Source organism: Deltaproteobacteria bacterium HGW-Deltaproteobacteria-4 (genome assembly GCA_002841765.1).
In the GTDB taxonomy this organism is placed as follows: Bacteria; Desulfobacterota; Desulfuromonadia; order Desulfuromonadales; family UBA2197; genus UBA2197.
Genome location: PHAV01000027.1, coordinates 1 through 17,476 on the forward strand (window position 1 = coordinate 1; position 17,476 = coordinate 17,476).

Annotated in this window: 19 protein-coding genes and 1 tRNA gene; all 20 read right to left on the reverse strand. The window is 55.2% G+C overall.

What is annotated here, in order from left to right; translation table 11 throughout:
* Positions 1-114: 114 nt before the first annotated feature.
* The gene (locus tag CVU69_13520; GenBank protein ID PKN11222.1) at positions 115-270 is read right to left on the reverse strand and encodes a hypothetical protein; all 156 of its coding nucleotides are present in this window, start codon (positions 268-270) and stop codon (positions 115-117) included.
* Positions 271-415: 145 nt separating this feature from the next.
* Positions 416-1,123: a hypothetical protein gene (locus tag CVU69_13525; GenBank protein PKN11223.1), complete on the reverse strand. Its 708-nt coding sequence runs from the start codon at positions 1,121-1,123 to the stop codon at positions 416-418.
* Positions 1,008-2,582, reverse strand: coding sequence for a citramalate synthase (locus CVU69_13530; GenBank protein ID PKN11237.1), 1,575 nt, complete (start codon positions 2,580-2,582; stop codon positions 1,008-1,010). Before CVU69_13530 ends, CVU69_13525 begins: the two co-directional genes overlap by 116 nt.
* Positions 2,583-2,666: 84 nt before the next feature.
* The gene (locus CVU69_13535; protein PKN11224.1) at positions 2,667-3,899 is read right to left on the reverse strand and encodes an aspartate kinase; all 1,233 of its coding nucleotides are present in this window, start codon (positions 3,897-3,899) and stop codon (positions 2,667-2,669) included.
* Positions 3,900-4,020: 121 nt separating this feature from the next.
* The gene (locus CVU69_13540; protein PKN11225.1) at positions 4,021-4,500 is read right to left on the reverse strand and encodes a tRNA (adenosine(37)-N6)-threonylcarbamoyltransferase complex ATPase subunit type 1 TsaE; all 480 of its coding nucleotides are present in this window, start codon (positions 4,498-4,500) and stop codon (positions 4,021-4,023) included.
* Positions 4,493-4,942 carry a hypothetical protein gene (locus CVU69_13545; GenBank protein PKN11226.1) on the reverse strand — a complete coding sequence of 150 codons (450 nt, stop codon included), beginning with the start codon at positions 4,940-4,942 and terminating at the stop codon, positions 4,493-4,495. The genes CVU69_13540 and CVU69_13545 overlap by 8 nt, the downstream gene beginning before the upstream one ends.
* A gap of 35 nt (positions 4,943-4,977) precedes the next feature.
* Positions 4,978-6,528: a bifunctional ADP-dependent NAD(P)H-hydrate dehydratase/NAD(P)H-hydrate epimerase gene (locus CVU69_13550; protein ID PKN11227.1), complete on the reverse strand. Its 1,551-nt coding sequence runs from the start codon at positions 6,526-6,528 to the stop codon at positions 4,978-4,980.
* The gene (acpS, locus tag CVU69_13555) at positions 6,525-6,905 is read right to left on the reverse strand and encodes a 4'-phosphopantetheinyl transferase (protein ID PKN11228.1); all 381 of its coding nucleotides are present in this window, start codon (positions 6,903-6,905) and stop codon (positions 6,525-6,527) included. Before acpS ends, CVU69_13550 begins: the two co-directional genes overlap by 4 nt.
* Positions 6,906-7,619, reverse strand: coding sequence for a pyridoxine 5'-phosphate synthase (locus CVU69_13560; protein ID PKN11229.1), 714 nt, complete (start codon positions 7,617-7,619; stop codon positions 6,906-6,908). It lies immediately after the preceding gene.
* Positions 7,619-8,989: a phosphoglucosamine mutase gene (locus CVU69_13565; GenBank protein PKN11230.1), complete on the reverse strand. Its 1,371-nt coding sequence runs from the start codon at positions 8,987-8,989 to the stop codon at positions 7,619-7,621. Before CVU69_13565 ends, CVU69_13560 begins: the two co-directional genes overlap by 1 nt.
* Positions 8,986-9,678 (reverse strand): YbbR domain pair protein, encoded by a 693-nt coding sequence (locus tag CVU69_13570; protein ID PKN11231.1) that lies wholly within the window; start codon positions 9,676-9,678, stop codon positions 8,986-8,988. Before CVU69_13570 ends, CVU69_13565 begins: the two co-directional genes overlap by 4 nt.
* Positions 9,678-10,469 (reverse strand): TIGR00159 family protein, encoded by a 792-nt coding sequence (locus CVU69_13575; GenBank protein ID PKN11232.1) that lies wholly within the window; start codon positions 10,467-10,469, stop codon positions 9,678-9,680. Before CVU69_13575 ends, CVU69_13570 begins: the two co-directional genes overlap by 1 nt.
* Positions 10,470-10,529: 60 nt before the next feature.
* On the reverse strand, positions 10,530-11,312 hold the full coding sequence (gene folP / locus CVU69_13580) for a dihydropteroate synthase (GenBank protein PKN11238.1): 783 nt from the start codon (positions 11,310-11,312) through the stop codon (positions 10,530-10,532).
* Positions 11,313-11,365: 53 nt separating this feature from the next.
* Complete coding sequence (locus CVU69_13585) at positions 11,366-13,228, reverse strand: cell division protein FtsH (protein PKN11233.1); 1,863 nt, start codon at positions 13,226-13,228, stop codon at positions 11,366-11,368.
* A 100-nt stretch (positions 13,229-13,328) separates the two neighbouring features.
* Positions 13,329-14,729, reverse strand: coding sequence for a tRNA lysidine(34) synthetase TilS (gene tilS / locus CVU69_13590; protein PKN11234.1), 1,401 nt, complete (start codon positions 14,727-14,729; stop codon positions 13,329-13,331).
* Positions 14,730-14,782: 53 nt separating this feature from the next.
* Positions 14,783-14,859 (reverse strand) — tRNA-Met (locus CVU69_13595).
* Positions 14,860-14,968: 109 nt separating this feature from the next.
* The gene (locus CVU69_13600) at positions 14,969-15,454 is read right to left on the reverse strand and encodes a DUF1456 domain-containing protein (protein PKN11235.1); all 486 of its coding nucleotides are present in this window, start codon (positions 15,452-15,454) and stop codon (positions 14,969-14,971) included.
* 121 nt (positions 15,455-15,575) lie between these two features.
* Positions 15,576-15,779, reverse strand: coding sequence for a stress-responsive transcriptional regulator (locus tag CVU69_13605; protein ID PKN11236.1), 204 nt, complete (start codon positions 15,777-15,779; stop codon positions 15,576-15,578).
* A gap of 36 nt (positions 15,780-15,815) precedes the next feature.
* Entirely contained in the window at positions 15,816-16,169 is a 354-nt protein-coding gene (locus CVU69_13610; GenBank protein ID PKN11239.1) for a hypothetical protein, read from the reverse strand.
* Between the two features lie 48 nt (positions 16,170-16,217).
* Complete coding sequence (locus CVU69_13615; GenBank protein ID PKN11240.1) at positions 16,218-17,198, reverse strand: HNH endonuclease; 981 nt, start codon at positions 17,196-17,198, stop codon at positions 16,218-16,220.
* Positions 17,199-17,476 lie beyond the last annotated feature (278 nt).

The following is a 17,476-nucleotide window of genomic DNA, read 5'->3' on the forward strand; positions in this document are numbered from 1 at the left end:
CTGGAAATCGGCACTCAATCAGTTTACGATCATCTTCGGCGACAGGATGCCGACTTATTAACCGACAAACCCATTTACACAAAATCCTTTACAGGCCCCCTTGTCAGAACAATGCTAACCCACCAGAGTATTCCGCTGGCGCATACGATTAGCAACAATAATCGGGTCAAGAACCTCGCCGCAGCAAGTACATTTCCAAGCGCTGAAGGCGCGAACAAAATCATAAAATTTCTCGGAATACATCCGCCCTCTACATTTCGGACATGTCATGATCTTTCTCCCTTTTTCAGCAAATGATCAGTTCCAAGTCTGGCTCTTCATGTGTAATGAAACATTTACACGAGTTATGCCACTTTTCATTTCCCGCCGGGAGTTCTTTTCTTCATCTTTTCAACTATTTGTTTTAAATAGATTATCAATTTTTATCCTGGATATTCTTTACTATAAAATACTCTTGCCAGGCCTCTAACTTCTTGACTCCAACCCCTTTAACCCTTTTCAGAGCCGAAAATTCGCTAAAATCGCCATTTTTTTGACGATCACTCTCGATTGCTTTCGCCAATTTTTCTCCTATTCCCGGTAAAGTCTCCCAATCAAGAACGGTCATCCTGTCCGGATGTAAAGGTATCTGCAACAGAATACGGTGCTGCGCCGAAAGCCATGAGCGCTCAACCTGAAAAGATTCCCCTTCTACTTTAGTGACTTTAACGACTTCTCCGGAAAAGGCCTGCGACGCATGGGATTTTTCGAGTAAATTCCCTTCTCCGGAAAACTCATCCGTCATTTTTATGACATCACTCAACCTGTTACCGTCATGAAATTGGTATAAGCGATAACTCCCGCCACTATCTACAACAGCAATCGTCGCTAATTGCGGCTGTAAACGCATTACAGCCGGCAGGTTCTCCCTTTCGGGAAATGCCCACCGGCTGTAATGTAAGATCGCTATAAGTAAAAAAAGTAAAAGAATCAAACCTGTTCCGCGCATCCCCCCTCCGATTAAAAGTTCAATTCGATTGTTCATCCTTGAGCAACTTGTACTGGATGGCGTCAATGAGGGCCTGGTAGGAAGCATCGATAATATTATCGCTGACCCCGACAGTCCCCCACCGCGAATTCTCATCTCCTGACTCTATCAAAACCCGGGTCATCGATGCCGTCCCCTTCCCCGCCGGGAGGACACGCACTTTGTAATCAAGGAGGTTCATCTCACGCAGTTGCGGGTAGAAGTTTTCCAGGGCTTTACGAATGGCGTTGTCGAGAGCATTGACCGGCCCATTCCCCTCTGCCGCCGTATGCTCAATGCGTCCGCCGACTTTAATTTGAACGGTTGCTTCCGAGGTCGGGGCATCATCTTCCCGCCGTTTAGTGTCGATGACCCGGAAACCGATCACCGAGAAGTAGTGGCGCAGCGTCCCGAGAGCACGGCGCATAATCAGCTCAAAGGACGCTTCCGCCCCCTCGAACTGATAACCCTTATTCTCCATCTCCTTGATATTCTCAAGGATCTCCAGCGTGATCGGATCCTTGCTGTCAACATTGAGATTAAACTCTTCCGCCTTGGCCAGGACATTGGCCCGGCCGGAGAGGTCCGAAACGAGTACACGTGTCTGATTGCCGACCAGTTCCGGGCGGATATGCTCGTAGGTCTCGGGGTGGCGCTGAATCGCCGAAACATGCACGCCACCTTTATGGGCAAAGGCCGAGTTGCCGACGTAAGCCTGATGCTTATGCGGCACCAGATTGGCCAACTCGAAGACATAACGCGAAACCGAACGGAGGTTACGGAGTTGCTCGTCGCTGATGCACTCTTTTCCCATCTTCAAACGCAGAGCCGGGATGATCGAACAGAGATTGGCATTGCCGCAGCGTTCACCAAAGCCGTTGATCGTCCCCTGCACCTGAACGATCCCGAGATCGACCGCCACCAAAGAATTGGCAACAGCACAATCCCCATCATTATGGGTATGGATCCCCAAGGGGGTCGTGATAACCGATTGAACAGCACGAATAATTGCCGAAAATTCATGGGGGAGAGTTCCGCCATTGGTATCACAGAGGGCAATACAGTCGACACCGGCCTTTTGCGCCGCCAGCAGGGTTTGCAGGGCATATTCGGGATTGGCTTTGTAACCGTCGAAAAAGTGCTCGGCATCGTAGATCACTTCACCGACATGCTCTTTCAGATAAGCCAGCGAGTCATAGATGAGTTCGAGATTCTCTTCCAGAGAGATACGTAACGCTTCGCGTACATGAAAATCCCAGGTCTTGCCGAAGATGGTGACCACATCGGGCTGAGCCTGTATCAGAGTGATAATATTGTTGTCTTGATCTGGTGTGGTCCTGGCGCGGCGGGTCGAGCCAAAGGCAGCAATCTTGGCCTGCTTCAGCTTCACCGAACGAATTTCTTTAAAAAAAGCGATATCTTTGGGATTAGAACCCGGCCAGCCCCCTTCGATATAATGGACGCCGAGTTCGTCAAGCTTTTGGGCAATGCGAATTTTATCCTCAACCGAAAAAGAAATATCCTCCGCCTGAGTGCCATCCCGGAGAGTTGTATCGTAGATTTTGACCAGACTCATATTTTCACCCTTCATAATGAATTGAGGGGCGCAATCCTCTGCGCCCCTGCTCATTCACGACATCCTGACGACCCTTAACGGCATCTATTCCGCCTTGACACTCAACTTATCGAGGCCGAAGGCTTCATGCAGAACACGGATTGCCAGTTCTGAGTACTTCAATTCGATAATGCAGGAGATTTTGATCTCGCTGGTGGAGATCATCAAAATATTGATCCCTTCACCGGACAGGGTTTCAAACATTTTGCAGGCGACTCCGGAGTGCGAACGCATCCCCACGCCGATGATCGAAACCTTGGCAATATTTTCGTCACTGGTGACACTTCCGGCACCAATCTCCACCGCTGTCTCCTGGACGATCTTCAGGGCCTTTTTAAAGTCAGACTTGGGGACGGTAAAGGTCATATCATTCAGGCCATCATGCGAAACGTTCTGAATGATCATATCGACGGTAATATTCGCTGCGGAGAGGGGCGAAAAGAGCTTCGCCGCAATCCCGGGGCGGTCAGGGACGCGAAGAACCGAAATTTTTGCTTCATCCTTATTATAAGTGATCCCCGAAACCAGCACTGCCTCCATCTCGGCATCCTCCTTCGTCACCAGGGTTCCTGGATTGTCATTGAAACTTGAACGGACATGAACAACGACGTCATATTTTTTGGCAAATTCGACTGAACGAATCTGTAAGACCTTGGATCCGAGCGACGCCATCTCCAGCATCTCGTCGTAAGAGATCTTCTCCAACTTAGAGGCTTCCGGGACAATTCTCGGATCGGTAGTATAGATCCCGTCGACATCGGTGTAAATCTCACAAACGTCCGCCTTCATAGCGGCGGCAACAGCGACGGCGGATGTGTCGGAACCGCCGCGCCCGAGGGTGGTCAGGTTCCCCTGCCGGTCAATCCCCTGAAAGCCGGCAACGACAACGATCACGCCGTTTTTCAGATCTTCACGCACTCTTTTATCGTCGATCTCTTCAATACGTGCTTTGGAGAAAGCGCTATCAGTGATAATCGGCAACTGAAAACCACAGTAACTCTTCGCCTTGTAGCCCATGGATTGAAGCGCCATCGCCAGAAGCGACATCGATACCTGCTCACCGGTGGCAACCATCACATCATATTCGCGCTCACTCGGAAATTCACACATCTCGTTGGCCAGAGCGACCAGCTTATTGGTCTCCCCCGACATCGCCGAAACCACCACGACCAGGTCATTTCCTTCGTCGTAGGTTTTAGCCACACGCTTGGCGACGTTGCGAATCCGCTCGATAGAACCCATTGATGTCCCACCGTACTTCTGCACCACCAGAGCCATACTTGTGCATCCTCCTTCTTTCGATTATGCGACGGACCCGTCACCGGAGCGAACTAAACGAAGTATAACATTCAAGAAGACTTTTAATATCAGATAAGTTGCAGACGGTCAAAACGTTTTTTCAGGATGACACTGCCAGTCGCTGGAGCAAGGCGATATCCCCTGCGGCCGTAGCAATCATTTCAATAGAACGGCTGTTCTCGTCCTGCAGAGAAAAGGAAATTTCTAAACCTTCCAACCCGGCACCGGCGGCCCGCTCGGCCCATTCGACGACGACGATCTTGCCCGATTCGACATATTCATCAAAACCAATTTCGTGTAAATCCCCCCAACCGGAGAGACGATACAGGTCAAAATGGTAAAGATCATGGCGCCCCTGATAATGGTGCATCAGGGCATAGGTGGGACTTGTCACCGGTTCATCGGCAGCAACGTCCAGACCACGCGCAAGGCCGCGTACGAAACAGGTCTTGCCGGCCCCGAGATCGCCGTTTAAGAGGAGCAGCGCCGGTGGAGAAAGGATCGCGCCCAGGCGCCGCCCCAGAGCTTCAGTCCCTTCCGGTGATGTGGTTAAAAAGGTATGTCGTTGCACGTTAAAGATTCATCGAGCGAAGAATATCGTGACGCCCGACAACGCCAACCAGCTTACAGTCTTCAACAACCGGCAGTAAATGCACTTTCTTTTCAGTCATAACCGCCGCGATAGCAGCGACTTCCATGCCGGGGGAGCAGGTAACCACGTCACGCTTACAGATTTCACCGACGGTCCGGGCCGTCATCTTTTCGACCTCGTCACGAAAATTCTTTTCACTCTCGAGATAAATGACCATATCAAAGATGGCAATGACGGTGGGGATATGCAGGGGTTTATCCTGTTCAATCAGATCGGTGGCTGAAACAATTCCGACCAGCGTTCCGGTCGCATCGACCACCGGCAGGGTGCTGACTTTTTTCTCAACAAAAGCCCGGGCCAGATCATCAACTGACATCTCCGGAGTGACTGTATGAATATTTGTGGTCATGATATCGCGTGCGGTCAACATGAATGAACTCCTCAAGCAAGGGTTATTGGTCAATATTAAAGGGAAATGATTTCGCAACGAGCGCCCGGAATCTCCACCAGCAGATCACTCGCCAATAAACCGGCATCCCCGAAGCGGGGGCGGAGACGGTCACCACAGCGACCATGCAGCCATACAGCGGCCGCCGCCGCTGCCAGGGGCGGGGCGCCCTGACAAAGCAGGGCGGCAATAATGCCGGTGAGGAGATCCCCCATCCCACCGCTGGCCATGCCGGCATGGCCGGTCGGATTGATCATGATTCCGCCATCCGGGGCGGCAATGACGGTGCGAGCACCCTTGAGCACGAGAATGACGCCGTGCGTCTCAGCGAAACGCCGTGCCATGCCGACGCGATCCGACTCAACGTCAGCAACGGAGATTCCAAGCAAATGTGCCATCTCGCCGGGATGCGGGGTCAGAATCGTCGTGCCGACCGGTCGCGCCATCAACAACTCAGTGGACCCGGCGAGTGCAAAGAGGGCGTCAGCGTCAATCACCAGCGGCAACGGACAGTCCTTAATAACTTTCTGGACCAATGCCACCGTTGCAATGCTCCGCCCCAAACCGGGACCGATAGCGAGAACCTTCTTGTCCTGCCAAAGCCTCGCTATCTGCGGGAAGGACGTCTCGGCAAGTTCGCCAGCGACTTCGTCAAGGGGGGAGATCATCGCCTCGGTGAGCTTGACCGCCAACGTTGCTTGCTGCGAAGCCGGGGTGGCGACGGTGACAAGACCGGCACCGGCCCGCAGAGCGGCCCTGGCCGCCAAAGCAGCGGCACCGGACTTACCGCAAGAACCGGCAACAAGCAGCAGATGCCCGAAGGTTCCCTTGTGGCCAACCTCCGGACGCGCCGGGAGAAAACCGCGCACATCTCCGGCCTCCAGGAGGATGCCGGCGGCGATTTCATCCAGCACTGCTTGCGGGATGCCGATTTCGGCGACAACCAGTTCACCACAGCAAGTCACACCGGGATAAATCACCTGACCAAGCTTGGCGGCCGCCAGGGTCACAGTCAGATCGGCATAAAGGACCGAGCCAAGAATCGCGCCGCTGCTGGCATCGAGGCCGGACGGAATGTCAATAGCCACCTTCAGCGCCGGTGAGCGGTTCATCCAGTCAATGGCAGCAGCATAATGGCCGCTGACCGGAGAGGAAAGACCGGTTCCGAAGAGGGCATCGACGATCAAGGCCGGTACCGGGAGGCGGGTGAGAAGGTTTTCTACGCCAGGCACATCTTCGGCATATTCAATCGGAGCGTCGAGACGCTGGAGGATATCAAGATACAGCCGGGCATCACCACTGATCGCCGCTTCCGCCGCGAAAAGGACTGTTGTCACCTGCCAGCCCTGCTGCAGCAGTGTGCGGGCCACAACCAGACCATCGCCGCCATTATTTCCTTTGCCACAAAGGAGCAGCACCGGACCGGGCGCAAGCTGCGAATAGCGCTGCAGGATTTCGCCTGCCACGGCCCGCCCGGCACTCTCCATCAGCACGACACCGGGGATTCCCAGATCAACGATAGTGCGGCGATCCGCTTCGCGCATCTGTTCAGCAGTGAGGATCTTCATGAGCTCTCCAGAATGACTGTGGCGCTGGCATAATCCCCTTCATGGCTGTAGGAAAGGTGAATGTTCGTCACCCCCCGCGCAGCGGCGTGTTCTTCGGCATGACCTGAGAGCCGCAATGACGGGGCCCCCAACCCATTACGCACGACCTCTATCTCCTGCCAACTCATGCCATCCCGCAGCCCCAGCCCCAGGGCCTTGACAAAGGCTTCCTTGGCCGCAAAGCGCGCCGCAAGATGGGGGGCGGGGTTTTTCATCGCCAACGCGTACGCCAGCTCATCCGGCGTAAAGACCCGCGTGATCACCCCGCGCTTCTCCTTTGCCAGCAACTTGGTAAAGCGACTGGCGCGGGCGAGATCGACACCGAGACCGATTATCATCTAGCGAATCAACTCCACCATCTCGCGCACGGCCCGCTCCATGCCGACAAAAAGCGCACGGGAGACGATGCTATGGCCGATATTATACTCCTCAATCCCGCCGAGGGCGACGATTGGAGCAATATTGCGGTAATTAAGCCCGTGCCCTGCATTGACCCCCAGGCCACACTGCTTGCCGACCCGGATCGCTTCGGCAATCTTTGCCAACTCCAGCGTCTGGCTTTCTACAGTCACGGCCTCGCAATAGCAGCCGGTATGGATTTCGATAAAGTCGGCACCGACATGACTCGCTGCTTCGATCTGTTTGCGCTCTGGATCGACAAAGAGGCTGACGATAATCCCCACCGCCTGCATGGCAGCGATCCGCGGGCGGAGATGTTCACTCTGACCAAGGACATCGAGCCCCCCCTCGGTCGTCAATTCCTGACGTTTTTCGGGAACGAGGGTCACACAATCGGGACGCAGACGCAGGGCAATCGCCACCATTTCATCCGTTGCCGCCATCTCCAGATTCAAACGACTCTGCACCGTCTGCCGCAGGATTTCCACATCCCGATCCTGAATGTGGCGACGATCCTCGCGCAGATGCACAGTAATTCCTTCGGCACCGGCCAACTCCGCCAGGGCCGCAGCCGTGACCGGGTCCGGCTCCTTCGTCCCCCGCGCCTGACGCACGGTGGCGACATGATCAACATTGACTCCTAATCTCGCCACTACTTTTTACCCTCCTTCTTGCCGCCAAGGTGCTGTGTCACACAATCGGCGATGGTATGCGCCATCCCGGTAATCTCAACTTTATCAGGACCTTCGAGCATAATCCGCAGCAGCGGCTCAGTCCCGGAGTAACGGATCAAGACCCGTCCGTCCTCTCCGAGCTTTGCTTCAATCTCTTGAATAATACGGGTAATCTCGGGGAATTCCCCAAGATCGGCTCGGCGCTCGACGCGAACATTGAGAAGGACCTGAGGCAAAGCGATCATCACCTGCGCCAGCTCCGAAAGGGTCTTCCCGGTGCGCTGGATAATGGCCAGGACCTGCAAGGCCGTCAGGGTGCCGTCACCGGTGGTATTATGATCGAGAAAGATCATATGGCCGGACTGCTCACCACCGAGATTATACCCGCCGCGCAGCATCTCTTCGACAACATAGCGGTCACCGACCGCGGTCTTGACCACCTGTCCGCCGGCACGACGCAGGGCGATATCGAGCCCCATGTTGCTCATGACCGTCGCCACCACGGTCTTATGCGCCAGCGTTCCAGACTTGATCATGTCGATACCGCAGATCGCCATAATCTGATCGCCATCGACCTCATGACCGAATTCGTCGACAAAGATCGCCCGATCAGCGTCGCCGTCGAGAGCAATGCCGAGATGGGCGCGATGTTCGCGGACCGCTTCCGCCATCAACTCAGGATGCATTGACCCACAGCCGGCATTGATATTCGTCCCGTTCGGCGACACCCCGAGGGCGATCACTTCCGCCCCGAGTTCCTCCAGGACGGCCGGCGCGACTTTGTAAGCTGCGCCATTGGCACAATCGAGGACGATCTTCAATCCCTTGAGATCAAGATTTCGCGGGAACGTATTCTTGAGAAAGACAACATAGCGCCCCTTGGCATCATCAATCCGGTAAGCCTTGCCGACTTCGGCGGCTGTCGGGCGCAGCGAATCGATCTTTTTGGAAAAGATCAGATTCTCGATCTTGAGTTCGAGTTCGTCCGGCAGCTTGAAACCGTCGGCAGAGAAGAACTTGATACCGTTATCCTGATAAGGATTATGCGAAGCCGAGATCACTACTCCGGCATCGGCCCGCATCGAACTGGTGATAAAAGCAATCCCCGGGGTCGGCAACGGTCCGACCAGCATGACATCGACCCCCATGGAACAGATTCCCGCGACCAGGGCGTTTTCCAGCATATAGCCGGAAAGACGGGTATCCTTACCGATGACAATCCGATGACGACGGTCATCCTTTTTGAAAATATAACCTGCCGCACGACCGAGTTGCATCGCCATCTCGGTCGTCATCGGATCGATATTGGCCACACCCCGAACGCCGTCAGTCCCAAAAAGTTTCCTCATAATTTCCCTTCCGCCGGACTTGTCGCCGGAACCTTTTCACGAACATCTTTCTTTATCTGCAAACGGACATTGGCATTTTTAACGTCCTTGATCTGACTGTACTTTCCCCGATAATCAAGAGGAACCGTCAACTCGCTGCTCCCCTTGAGCTCAGCGAGCTCGATCCGGTCGGTCAGCACTTCGCTGACGCCGGCTATCTCCCCTTCAGCCCCTTGCACGACCACCTGCTCCGGCAGAACATTAATAGCAACAAGACGATAACCGCTGGGAAGTTGCCCGCTAAGTCGCGGCCGCAACGGCACAGCCTTATCGATAATCTGTTCGAGTTTCACATCAACGAAAGAGGGCGAGATCCGCGTTGTCTGAATTCCGCCCGGCAGACGAAGATGGTCATCAAGACGGCTAAAGGTGGTGACCCCCGGCTTCAGACCGACCAGATCGATAGAGATGCGAATGTCTTTCTGATTCAAATCCGTCAAAAGCGCTCGCGGTCCGCTGAGGCGGATGTCAATATTTTTGGGCAGATCATTGGTCACGACCATTCCCTGGGGAACGTTCTTCAATTCGATAGGGACGGCATAAGCGACTTCGAGACGGCGTTCACCCATGACATAAAACCACAGGAGCAGCGCACAACCGAGGGCCAGAACCTTCATCTTCCAGTTTTCGTTGATAAATGACAGCATCATCAAGCCTGCTTGCGTATACGGGTACGCTTGGAATCGAGGAGTCGCTTGAGCACCCGGCGCAGCGCCACGGCATCAAGATCTTTTGTCATCTTGCCGGCAACGACAATAGTAATGCGGCCAGTCTCTTCCGAGACGACAATCACCGCCGCATCGACCAATTCGGTCAAGCCGATGGCAGCGCGATGGCGGGTACCGAGATTCTTGCTGATATCGGGATTCTGTGCCAGCGGCAGAAAACAACCAGCCCGGGAAATCCGGCCCTTCTGAATCACCAGGGCCCCGTCATGAATCGGCGAATAAGGAAGGAAGACAGAGACGATGAGATCGCTTGAGATCTTGGCATCGAGTTCGACGCCGACTTCCAGAAAGTCATTCAGCCCGGTCTCCCGTTCGAGAACAATGAGAGCACCGACCTGTTTTTTCGCCATGCTCGTGCAGGCTTTGACAATCTCATCGAGAACTTCATCTTCATCCCGATAGGTGTCGTCTGTGTAAAAGGGATTTTTACCGAAATGAATAAGAGCCCGGCGGATATCACTCTGAAAGATAACGACAATGACGAGAATAATTGAAGAAAGGAAGTTGTCGAGGAGCCAGTGCAGGGTATAAAGACCCATCACCTGCGATGTGAGGTAAACGAGGAAGACAACGGCAAGACCAAGGAGCATCTGCACCGCCCGAGTCCCCTTGATCAGCAGAATAATACGATAAAGGATGAACGCGACCAGCAGGATGTCGATCAGGTCGAAAAGCCAGCGCAAGCCTTTGAACATGTCGAAAAGTTCACTCATCCTTCACCCGCTCATCTTGATTGTTTTCGTGAAATGCGCTTCAAAATCCCGGCAACTTTTTTACGACCGCAGAATCGCCCAGCTCATCAGCGCCGTTTCTCGCGCCGCACGGACATCGTGCACCCGCAGCAGCATCGCCCCCTTGGCCACACCGAGGGCAATTGTTGCCAGCGTGCCGTAAAGACGGTCGACCGGATGCGGCTGTTGCAGGATTTGACCGATGAAGCTTTTGCGTGACGTACCAAGGAGGATCGGCAGATCGAGAACCGTGAATTCATCGAGGCGCCGCAGTAATTCGAGGTTGCCGGCAAGATCTTTGGCAAAGCCGATGCCGGGATCGATGGCCAGCCGCTCGGCCGGAATGCCGGCGTTCAGGGCGGTGGCGACCGAAACCTTGAGTTCCGCCAGCACCTCGGCGACAACATCATCGTAGTGCGCCTTTTGCTGCATCTGCGCCGGGGTGCCGCGCGTGTGCATCACAAAGAGGCCGCCGTCGTGAGCCGCAACCACAGCCGCCATCTCGGCATCAAAGGTCAGTCCGCTGACGTCGTTAACCCAATCGGCACCGTTTGCCAACGCGGCCGCAGCCACCGTTGCTTTATTGGTATCGACGGAAAGGGGGATATCGATACGGGCGTGAATAGCAGCAATAACCGGAATGATCCGATCCAATTCCCGGGAGGCAGAGACAAGCGCCGCTCCGGGCCGGGTGCTTTCACCGCCGACATCAATGAGGTCAGCACCTTCAGCCACCATCTCCTCGGCGCGGCGCAGAGCACGATCTATTTGCTGGAATTGTCCCCCGTCTGAAAAAGAATCCGGGGTGACATTGAGAATCCCCATGATCCGTGGCCGGTCGAGAATCAGGGAAGCGCGTCTCCCGGCCAGGGTTCTTTTCATGCCTCGCCAGCAGTTCCTTCTTCGACTGTCACAGCAGCAACGCTCTCAATGGGTGCAGCAACCGGGGGAGCTTCTTCTCCGAAAACCAATCTCCGCACTTCAGCTCCGTCCAGAGTCTCCTTCTCAAGCAGAGCTTCTCCGATGCGGATCAAGGCGTCCTGATTGTCACTCAAAAGCTTCCGGGTGCGCTGATGATTCTCGGTAACAATCCGGCGGATCTCCATGTCGATCTCAACCGCCGTCGACTCACTGTAATTCTTCATGTGCCCCATGTCGCGACCCAGGAAGACTTCGCCCTCTTTCTCGCCAAAGGAGAGAGGTCCGATCTTGTCGCTCATCCCCCACTCGCAAACCATTTTTCTGGCGATATTCGTTGCCCGCTCAATATCATTGGATGCGCCGCTGGTAATCGTCGAGAAGGTCAACTCTTCGGCAACACGCCCGCCGAGGAGGGCGCTGATCATCGTATTCAGCCCTTCACGGTTCTCATTGTACTTCTCTTCGAGGGGGAGATACATGGTCACGCCGAGAGCGCGGCCACGCGGAATAATCGAAACTTTGTGAACCGGATCCGAACCGGGGATGAGGAACGCAACCAGCGCATGGCCGGCTTCGTGGTAAGCCGTGACCTTCTTGTCCTTGTCGGTAATCACCATGGAGCGACGCTCCGCCCCCATCATGACTTTATCCTTGGCCAACTCGAAATCGTTCATGGTGACCTGATTCTTGTCAGCGCGGGCCGCCAAAAGCGCCGCTTCATTCACCAGATTGGCAAGATCGGCCCCGGAGAAACCGGGCGTCCCCTTGGCGAGGACTTCGAGATTGACATCGTCAGCCACCGGCACCTTGCGGGCATGGACATCAAGAATCATACGCCGGCCTTTGACATCGGGACGGGGGACGACCACCTGACGGTCGAAACGGCCGGGACGGAGCAGAGCCGGATCGAGGACATCAGGACGGTTGGTCGCGGCGATAAGGATAACCCCTTCGTTCGACTCAAAACCATCCATCTCGACGAGGAGCTGATTGAGAGTCTGCTCGCGCTCGTCATGGCCGCCGCCCAATCCAGCGCCGCGATGCCGACCAACCGCATCGATCTCATCGATGAAGATAATACAGGGAGCGTTCTTCTTCCCCTGGACAAAGAGATCGCGCACCCGCGACGCGCCGACGCCGACAAACATCTCAACGAAATCAGAACCGGAAATCGAATAGAAAGGGACTCCGGCCTCACCGGCAATGGCTCGGGCCAGGAGGGTCTTACCGGTACCCGGTGAGCCGACCAACAAAACACCTTTGGGGATCCGCCCGCCGAGACGGGAAAACTTCTTCGGATCTTTGAGGAAAGCGACGATCTCTTCGAGTTCCTCCTTGGCTTCATCGATACCGGCGACATCCTTAAACGTGACCGTGCCATCACTCTCGGTAAGGAGCTTGGCGCGGCTCTTGCCGAAACTCATGGCTTTGCCGCCACCGGATTGCATCTGGCGCATAAAGAAGATCCAGACGCCGATCAACAGGATAATCGGCCCCCAGGAGATGAGGAGGGTGAACCAGATACCGCGATCGTCCTCGGGGCGGGCATTGATCGTCACCCCTTTGGCGCGCAGATCGGGAATGAGTCCGAGATCATTGGGAGCGTAAGTCTTGAAGGCGGTATTATCCTGCATCTTCCCTTCGACATTCGGCCCCTGAATGACGACCTCTTTGACCTGACCTTCGGTCACAGCCACGACAAAGTCAGAGTAAGGCAGGACCTTTAGATCCTGTTTTTTATTGGCGACCATGTCGTAAAGCAGGACCATAACTAAAAGGATGACCAGCCACAGTGCAAGATTTTTATAGAATTGATTCAAGGGAACCCCCGTACAAGATTTTTTCCCGCCGGCGAAGCCCGACGGCAGACATGGAAAATTCCATGATATTTACCACAAGAAGAAGGGACACTCAAGGCCTTTAAGGGGCTGCAGAGGAATTAGACGGCAGATAAACGACCCGCCAGACACCTTGGCCATAACGAGGGAAGCAAAGACCAGAACGTCTGACGCCGACGACCCAAAGGATCTCGTCCGTTGCCAGGACATAAAGCCGGCGACGCTCCTCCAGGGGGATTTTCTGCTCCATCAGCAACTCTTTAAGGCGCTTTCGTCCAGACATGCCCGCCAGACGCAACCGATCTCCCGGCTGCACCCTACGCACGGTCCAGGGGAAGGGAAGAGCGGCCGCATCGAATTCCACCACCTCTTCTCCACCGCCCGGCAAAGATTCTCCGGGTTCAATTCGCAATGCTCCGCCCGAAGGCAGGGGATAAAATCCCGGTCCGGAGATTTCCAGCGACCAGGGGATAATGGAAGGCTTGATCGGCAGCAGCGATTGCGGAGACAGGGAGAGTTGATCATAACGGCGCAGGGCACGGACGCCCGGAAGATGAACCTCTCCTTGCGGCACAGACGAAGCGAGGAAGAGGTCGAGGGCCGAGACGTGACGGAAGCCGACCTCTTTCATCGCCTTTCGGGCAAAGGGGGTCAAAAGCAGATGGAGGAGACGATAACGCTGCGCCGGATGAAGAAGGAGCAGACCGGCAACGCTCAGACTGACAGTGTCACCGTCTTTCTGCACCAGGAGGGCGGCAAGGCGCACCATCTCTCCCTGCCAGTAATCATCTTCATGCGCCGCCACCGCGGCGAGAACTCCGAGAGTCGCTTCAATCTGCGGATTCAAAGTGGCAAAGAGCGGCAGGAACTGATGGCGGATCCGGTTACGGGTAAAGTTCAGTTCATCGTTACTGGCATCGACCACAAATTCTGCCTGGATCTCCTTGAGATAGGCGAGGAGCTCTGCCTTGCTATAGGTCAGAAGAGGGCGGACAAAGAGCCCGCGCCGCCGGCGCATGCAGGCCAGACCGTGCAATCCGCAGCCCCGAGCGAGATGATGCAGGATCGTCTCCGCCTGATCGCCGCGATGATGGCCAAGGGCGATCGCCGTACAGCCGGATTGTGCCGCGATCCGGGACAAAAAGGCCTGCCGCGCCAAACGTCCCGCCTCTTCCAGCCCGACCTTTTTTGTCGCCGCCAGGGCCGGGACATCGACCCGCTCGCAGTGCAGCGGAATATTCAACCGCCCACAGAGAGCACGGACAAAAGCGACATCGTCGCCACTTTGCGGCCGCATGGCGTGATCAAGGTGGGCGGCAACCAGGGTGAACGGCAAGGAGGGGGCAACAGCACGGAGGAGATAAAGGAGGGCTACGGAATCGCTGCCGCCGGAAAGGCCGACAAGGATCCGCTCCGACGAGCGAATCAGCCCGTCGGCCTGGAGTTGCTGCAAAAAATTGTCGACAAGCCGGGAGGGTGACATCTTCGCCGCTAAGCAAATAGCCCCCTCTGGGGACAGAGGGGGCTATTATTAAATGGTGGCGGTGCAGAGATTCGAACTCCGGACACTGCGGATATGAGCCGCATGCTCTAACCAACTGAGCTACACCGCCAAGGATTGCTCAAGAAATCGGGATGACCCGAAAACGGTGGTCTGTATACCGTGGAGACGTTGCTTCTGTCAAGCTGATTTTTTCCGGGCGTCCCTTCCCTGAACTTTTCTCAAGAAGCCGCTTCCGCCTCGGTGAGATCACCCCGGTATTTCAACTGCAAACCCCGCAGAAAATTCCTCAGCATCTGATCGTTACACTCGCGGTAGTGATTGTGACCGGGGGCGCGGAAGAACGCACTCAATTCGTGCTTGCTGATCTTCACCTTCACCAGCGCCATGATTTCCAGAATCTCTTCGGCTTGCAGATTCAGGGCGATCTTCAGCTTCCGGAAGATGATGTTGTTATTCAGACGCCGCTCCGGCACCGGTTGCGGCCCTTCTTTTTTGCCGCGTTTATCGACAATCAAACCATTCAAAAAGATCGCCAACTCGGTGTCGCTGCAGGGTTGCCCCGCCGGATCCCCCTCTTTCTTCAGCCAGGCACTGATCTGTTCGCGGGTGACCGGTAAATCCGCCAGGCCAAAGAGCGCCATCATCGTCGAATCGCTGAAATCGAATACATAGCGGATCCGACGCAGTACATCATTATTATCCAAGGGGTTACTCCGTTCTGAAGGGGGTGCTTTTTATTGCCGGGAGACGATTCAGTCCTCCTGCGGCGCAGATAATCCGGTTGAAGGAACGGACGCATCGATTATCATATTCTGCCGGGAAGAATCAATCGTCCTGTTTGAGCGGCATCAGCAACCAGAGGAGGAGATAGATCAGGATGCCGGGGAAAGCCGCGCTGAGGATGCTGACCAGCACATAGACAAAGCGCACCACCCACGACGGCCAGTCGAAATATTCGGCAATGCCGCCACAAACACCGCCCAGCATTTTATCGGTCTTCGATCGCGCCAATTTCCGGTTCATGTTCACTCCTCCATCTCTGCGTTGTACTGGCTCTCAAACATATCATTGCTCCAGCAGTTGTCCAGGGAGGCTCTCTTTGGGGACGAGGTTGCAGGTCTCGCTCTTGAGGTCGAAGACAATCAAAACCTTCCCCTCTTTTAACTGGCGAAGAACCTGCTGAACCTGACTCTCCAACGATGATCCGCCATCCGTGAGTTCCGTCCATTCTCGCGTTACAAATTCAGTCACAAGATTGCGCAGCGTCACGGGGTCAATCTGCTCCACCGGCACAACCACGCCCTCTTCGGTCTCTCTCTGTTGCTGATTCTTTTCGATGAGCTTTCTCCATCGCTGTCTGTCGATTTTTGAGGAACCAACACTGTTATTTAATCTTTGTGATAATTCACCCTTCTCCATGAGGGAGAAGGTGGCCGCAGGCCAGATGAGAGGGGGCATTGAACATCCTTACAACCGCCATTCCCGCCGATGTACCGCCAGATACTGCTGCGCCGGCCAGAGGTCGCGGTCCGGCGGCGGGATGATGCTGCGACCGCTAAGGGTCAACAGGAAACCGGGGGCGTTAGGAATGAGGCCAATCTGGCGCGAGGTGATGACGTTGTAATTGTCGCAAACGCCCAGCATCCCTTCATCGAAGGCCCAGTGGCAGAGTTTGCACAGCGCCATACCGTTACGGATGTCGTCATTCTGGGTCTTGCTCCAACGGACGATGTGAGCGGCATCGACGACGGTGTGCCCTTCCGGGGTGACGATCCGCACGCCGCAGAGGGCGCAGCGGTGGTCGTAGGTGGTGACAACGATACGCCGGAAACCCTGATCACGCACAGCGGGCTTGTAAGCGTCCGCGCCCAAGGTCTCATTGACCAGCGGCAGATGGCTCTTCTCCTCCAGTTCCAGACTGTAGCTGTAGGCCTCGGCGTTGTTGACGGCCTGTTCCTCCAGCATCGCCCGCGCCTCGTCCGAAAAACAGGAACGCAACAACGACTCGCGCAGGGCGTTGCGGCTTTCGGGCTGCTGCATGGCATCGAAAAGGTCTTCGTCGAGGCGGGCGCCGAGGGTGACGGTGCGCAGTTGGCTGACCGAGCTGATGTTGTTGACCGTTGCCGGGATGATCTCATGTCCCGGCAGCGGCACCAGTTCCCAGAACGGTTCGTTGTGCAGGCGGGAGAAGGGAAAGGCGATGCTGCTGGTCTGTCCGAGCGGGATGATGCGCCGCCAGTAGAGGTTGAAGAGTTCGTTAAGTTCGGTCAGATCGCCGGTGACAGCGATGAAGGGTGAGGTGATGACGCCACGCGCGACCAGGTCGAGGACCGCCAGCAGCAGGAGCGGCTTGTGCGGGGCCTGTCGTTTGCTGGCCGCCGTGAAGACGGCGTTGGGTGCCCGGCGGAGATGGGCGAAGTGGTGGATGTAGGTTTTGAAGTTTGTCATTGATACCGGTTCGATGCTTTTTCGGAGCAGGTTGCGAAGTTCACCCATTTAATAAACGTTATTGATACGTTATTAATTGAAACACAACTGAGTCTGACACAGTTTTATTTGTAATTCTCAAAAATCTGTTCACAAGTTACATAACTTACCAACGCCCCCTCGGGACCTTTTGGCGTGAGATGGGCCTGTAAAGGATTTTGTGTAAATGGGTTTGTCGGTTAATAAGTCGGCATCCTGTCGCCGAAGATGATCGTAAACTGATTGAGTGCCGATTTCCA

Coding starts and splice junctions, on each gene's coding strand:
- CVU69_13610 (PKN11239.1), bottom strand. CDS start 16,169: ATGGAGAAGGGTGAATTATCACAAAGATTAAATAACAGTGTTGGTTCC.
- CVU69_13525 (PKN11223.1), bottom strand. CDS start 1,123: ATGAGAATTCGCGGTGGGGGACTGTCGGGGTCAGCGATAATATTATCG.
- CVU69_13615 (PKN11240.1), bottom strand. CDS start 17,198: ATGACAAACTTCAAAACCTACATCCACCACTTCGCCCATCTCCGCCGG.
- CVU69_13535 (PKN11224.1), bottom strand. CDS start 3,899: ATGGCTCTGGTGGTGCAGAAGTACGGTGGGACATCAATGGGTTCTATC.
- CVU69_13550 (PKN11227.1), bottom strand. CDS start 6,528: ATGAAGATCCTCACTGCTGAACAGATGCGCGAAGCGGATCGCCGCACT.
- tilS (PKN11234.1), bottom strand. CDS start 14,729: ATGTCACCCTCCCGGCTTGTCGACAATTTTTTGCAGCAACTCCAGGCC.
- CVU69_13575 (PKN11232.1), bottom strand. CDS start 10,469: ATGAGTGAACTTTTCGACATGTTCAAAGGCTTGCGCTGGCTTTTCGAC.
- acpS (PKN11228.1), bottom strand. CDS start 6,905: ATGATAATCGGTCTCGGTGTCGATCTCGCCCGCGCCAGTCGCTTTACC.
- CVU69_13520 (PKN11222.1), bottom strand. CDS start 270: ATGACATGTCCGAAATGTAGAGGGCGGATGTATTCCGAGAAATTTTAT.
- folP (PKN11238.1), bottom strand. CDS start 11,312: ATGGGGATTCTCAATGTCACCCCGGATTCTTTTTCAGACGGGGGACAA.
- CVU69_13570 (PKN11231.1), bottom strand. CDS start 9,678: ATGATGCTGTCATTTATCAACGAAAACTGGAAGATGAAGGTTCTGGCC.
- CVU69_13565 (PKN11230.1), bottom strand. CDS start 8,989: ATGAGGAAACTTTTTGGGACTGACGGCGTTCGGGGTGTGGCCAATATC.
- CVU69_13545 (PKN11226.1), bottom strand. CDS start 4,942: ATGTTGACCGCACGCGATATCATGACCACAAATATTCATACAGTCACT.
- CVU69_13530 (PKN11237.1), bottom strand. CDS start 2,582: ATGAGTCTGGTCAAAATCTACGATACAACTCTCCGGGATGGCACTCAG.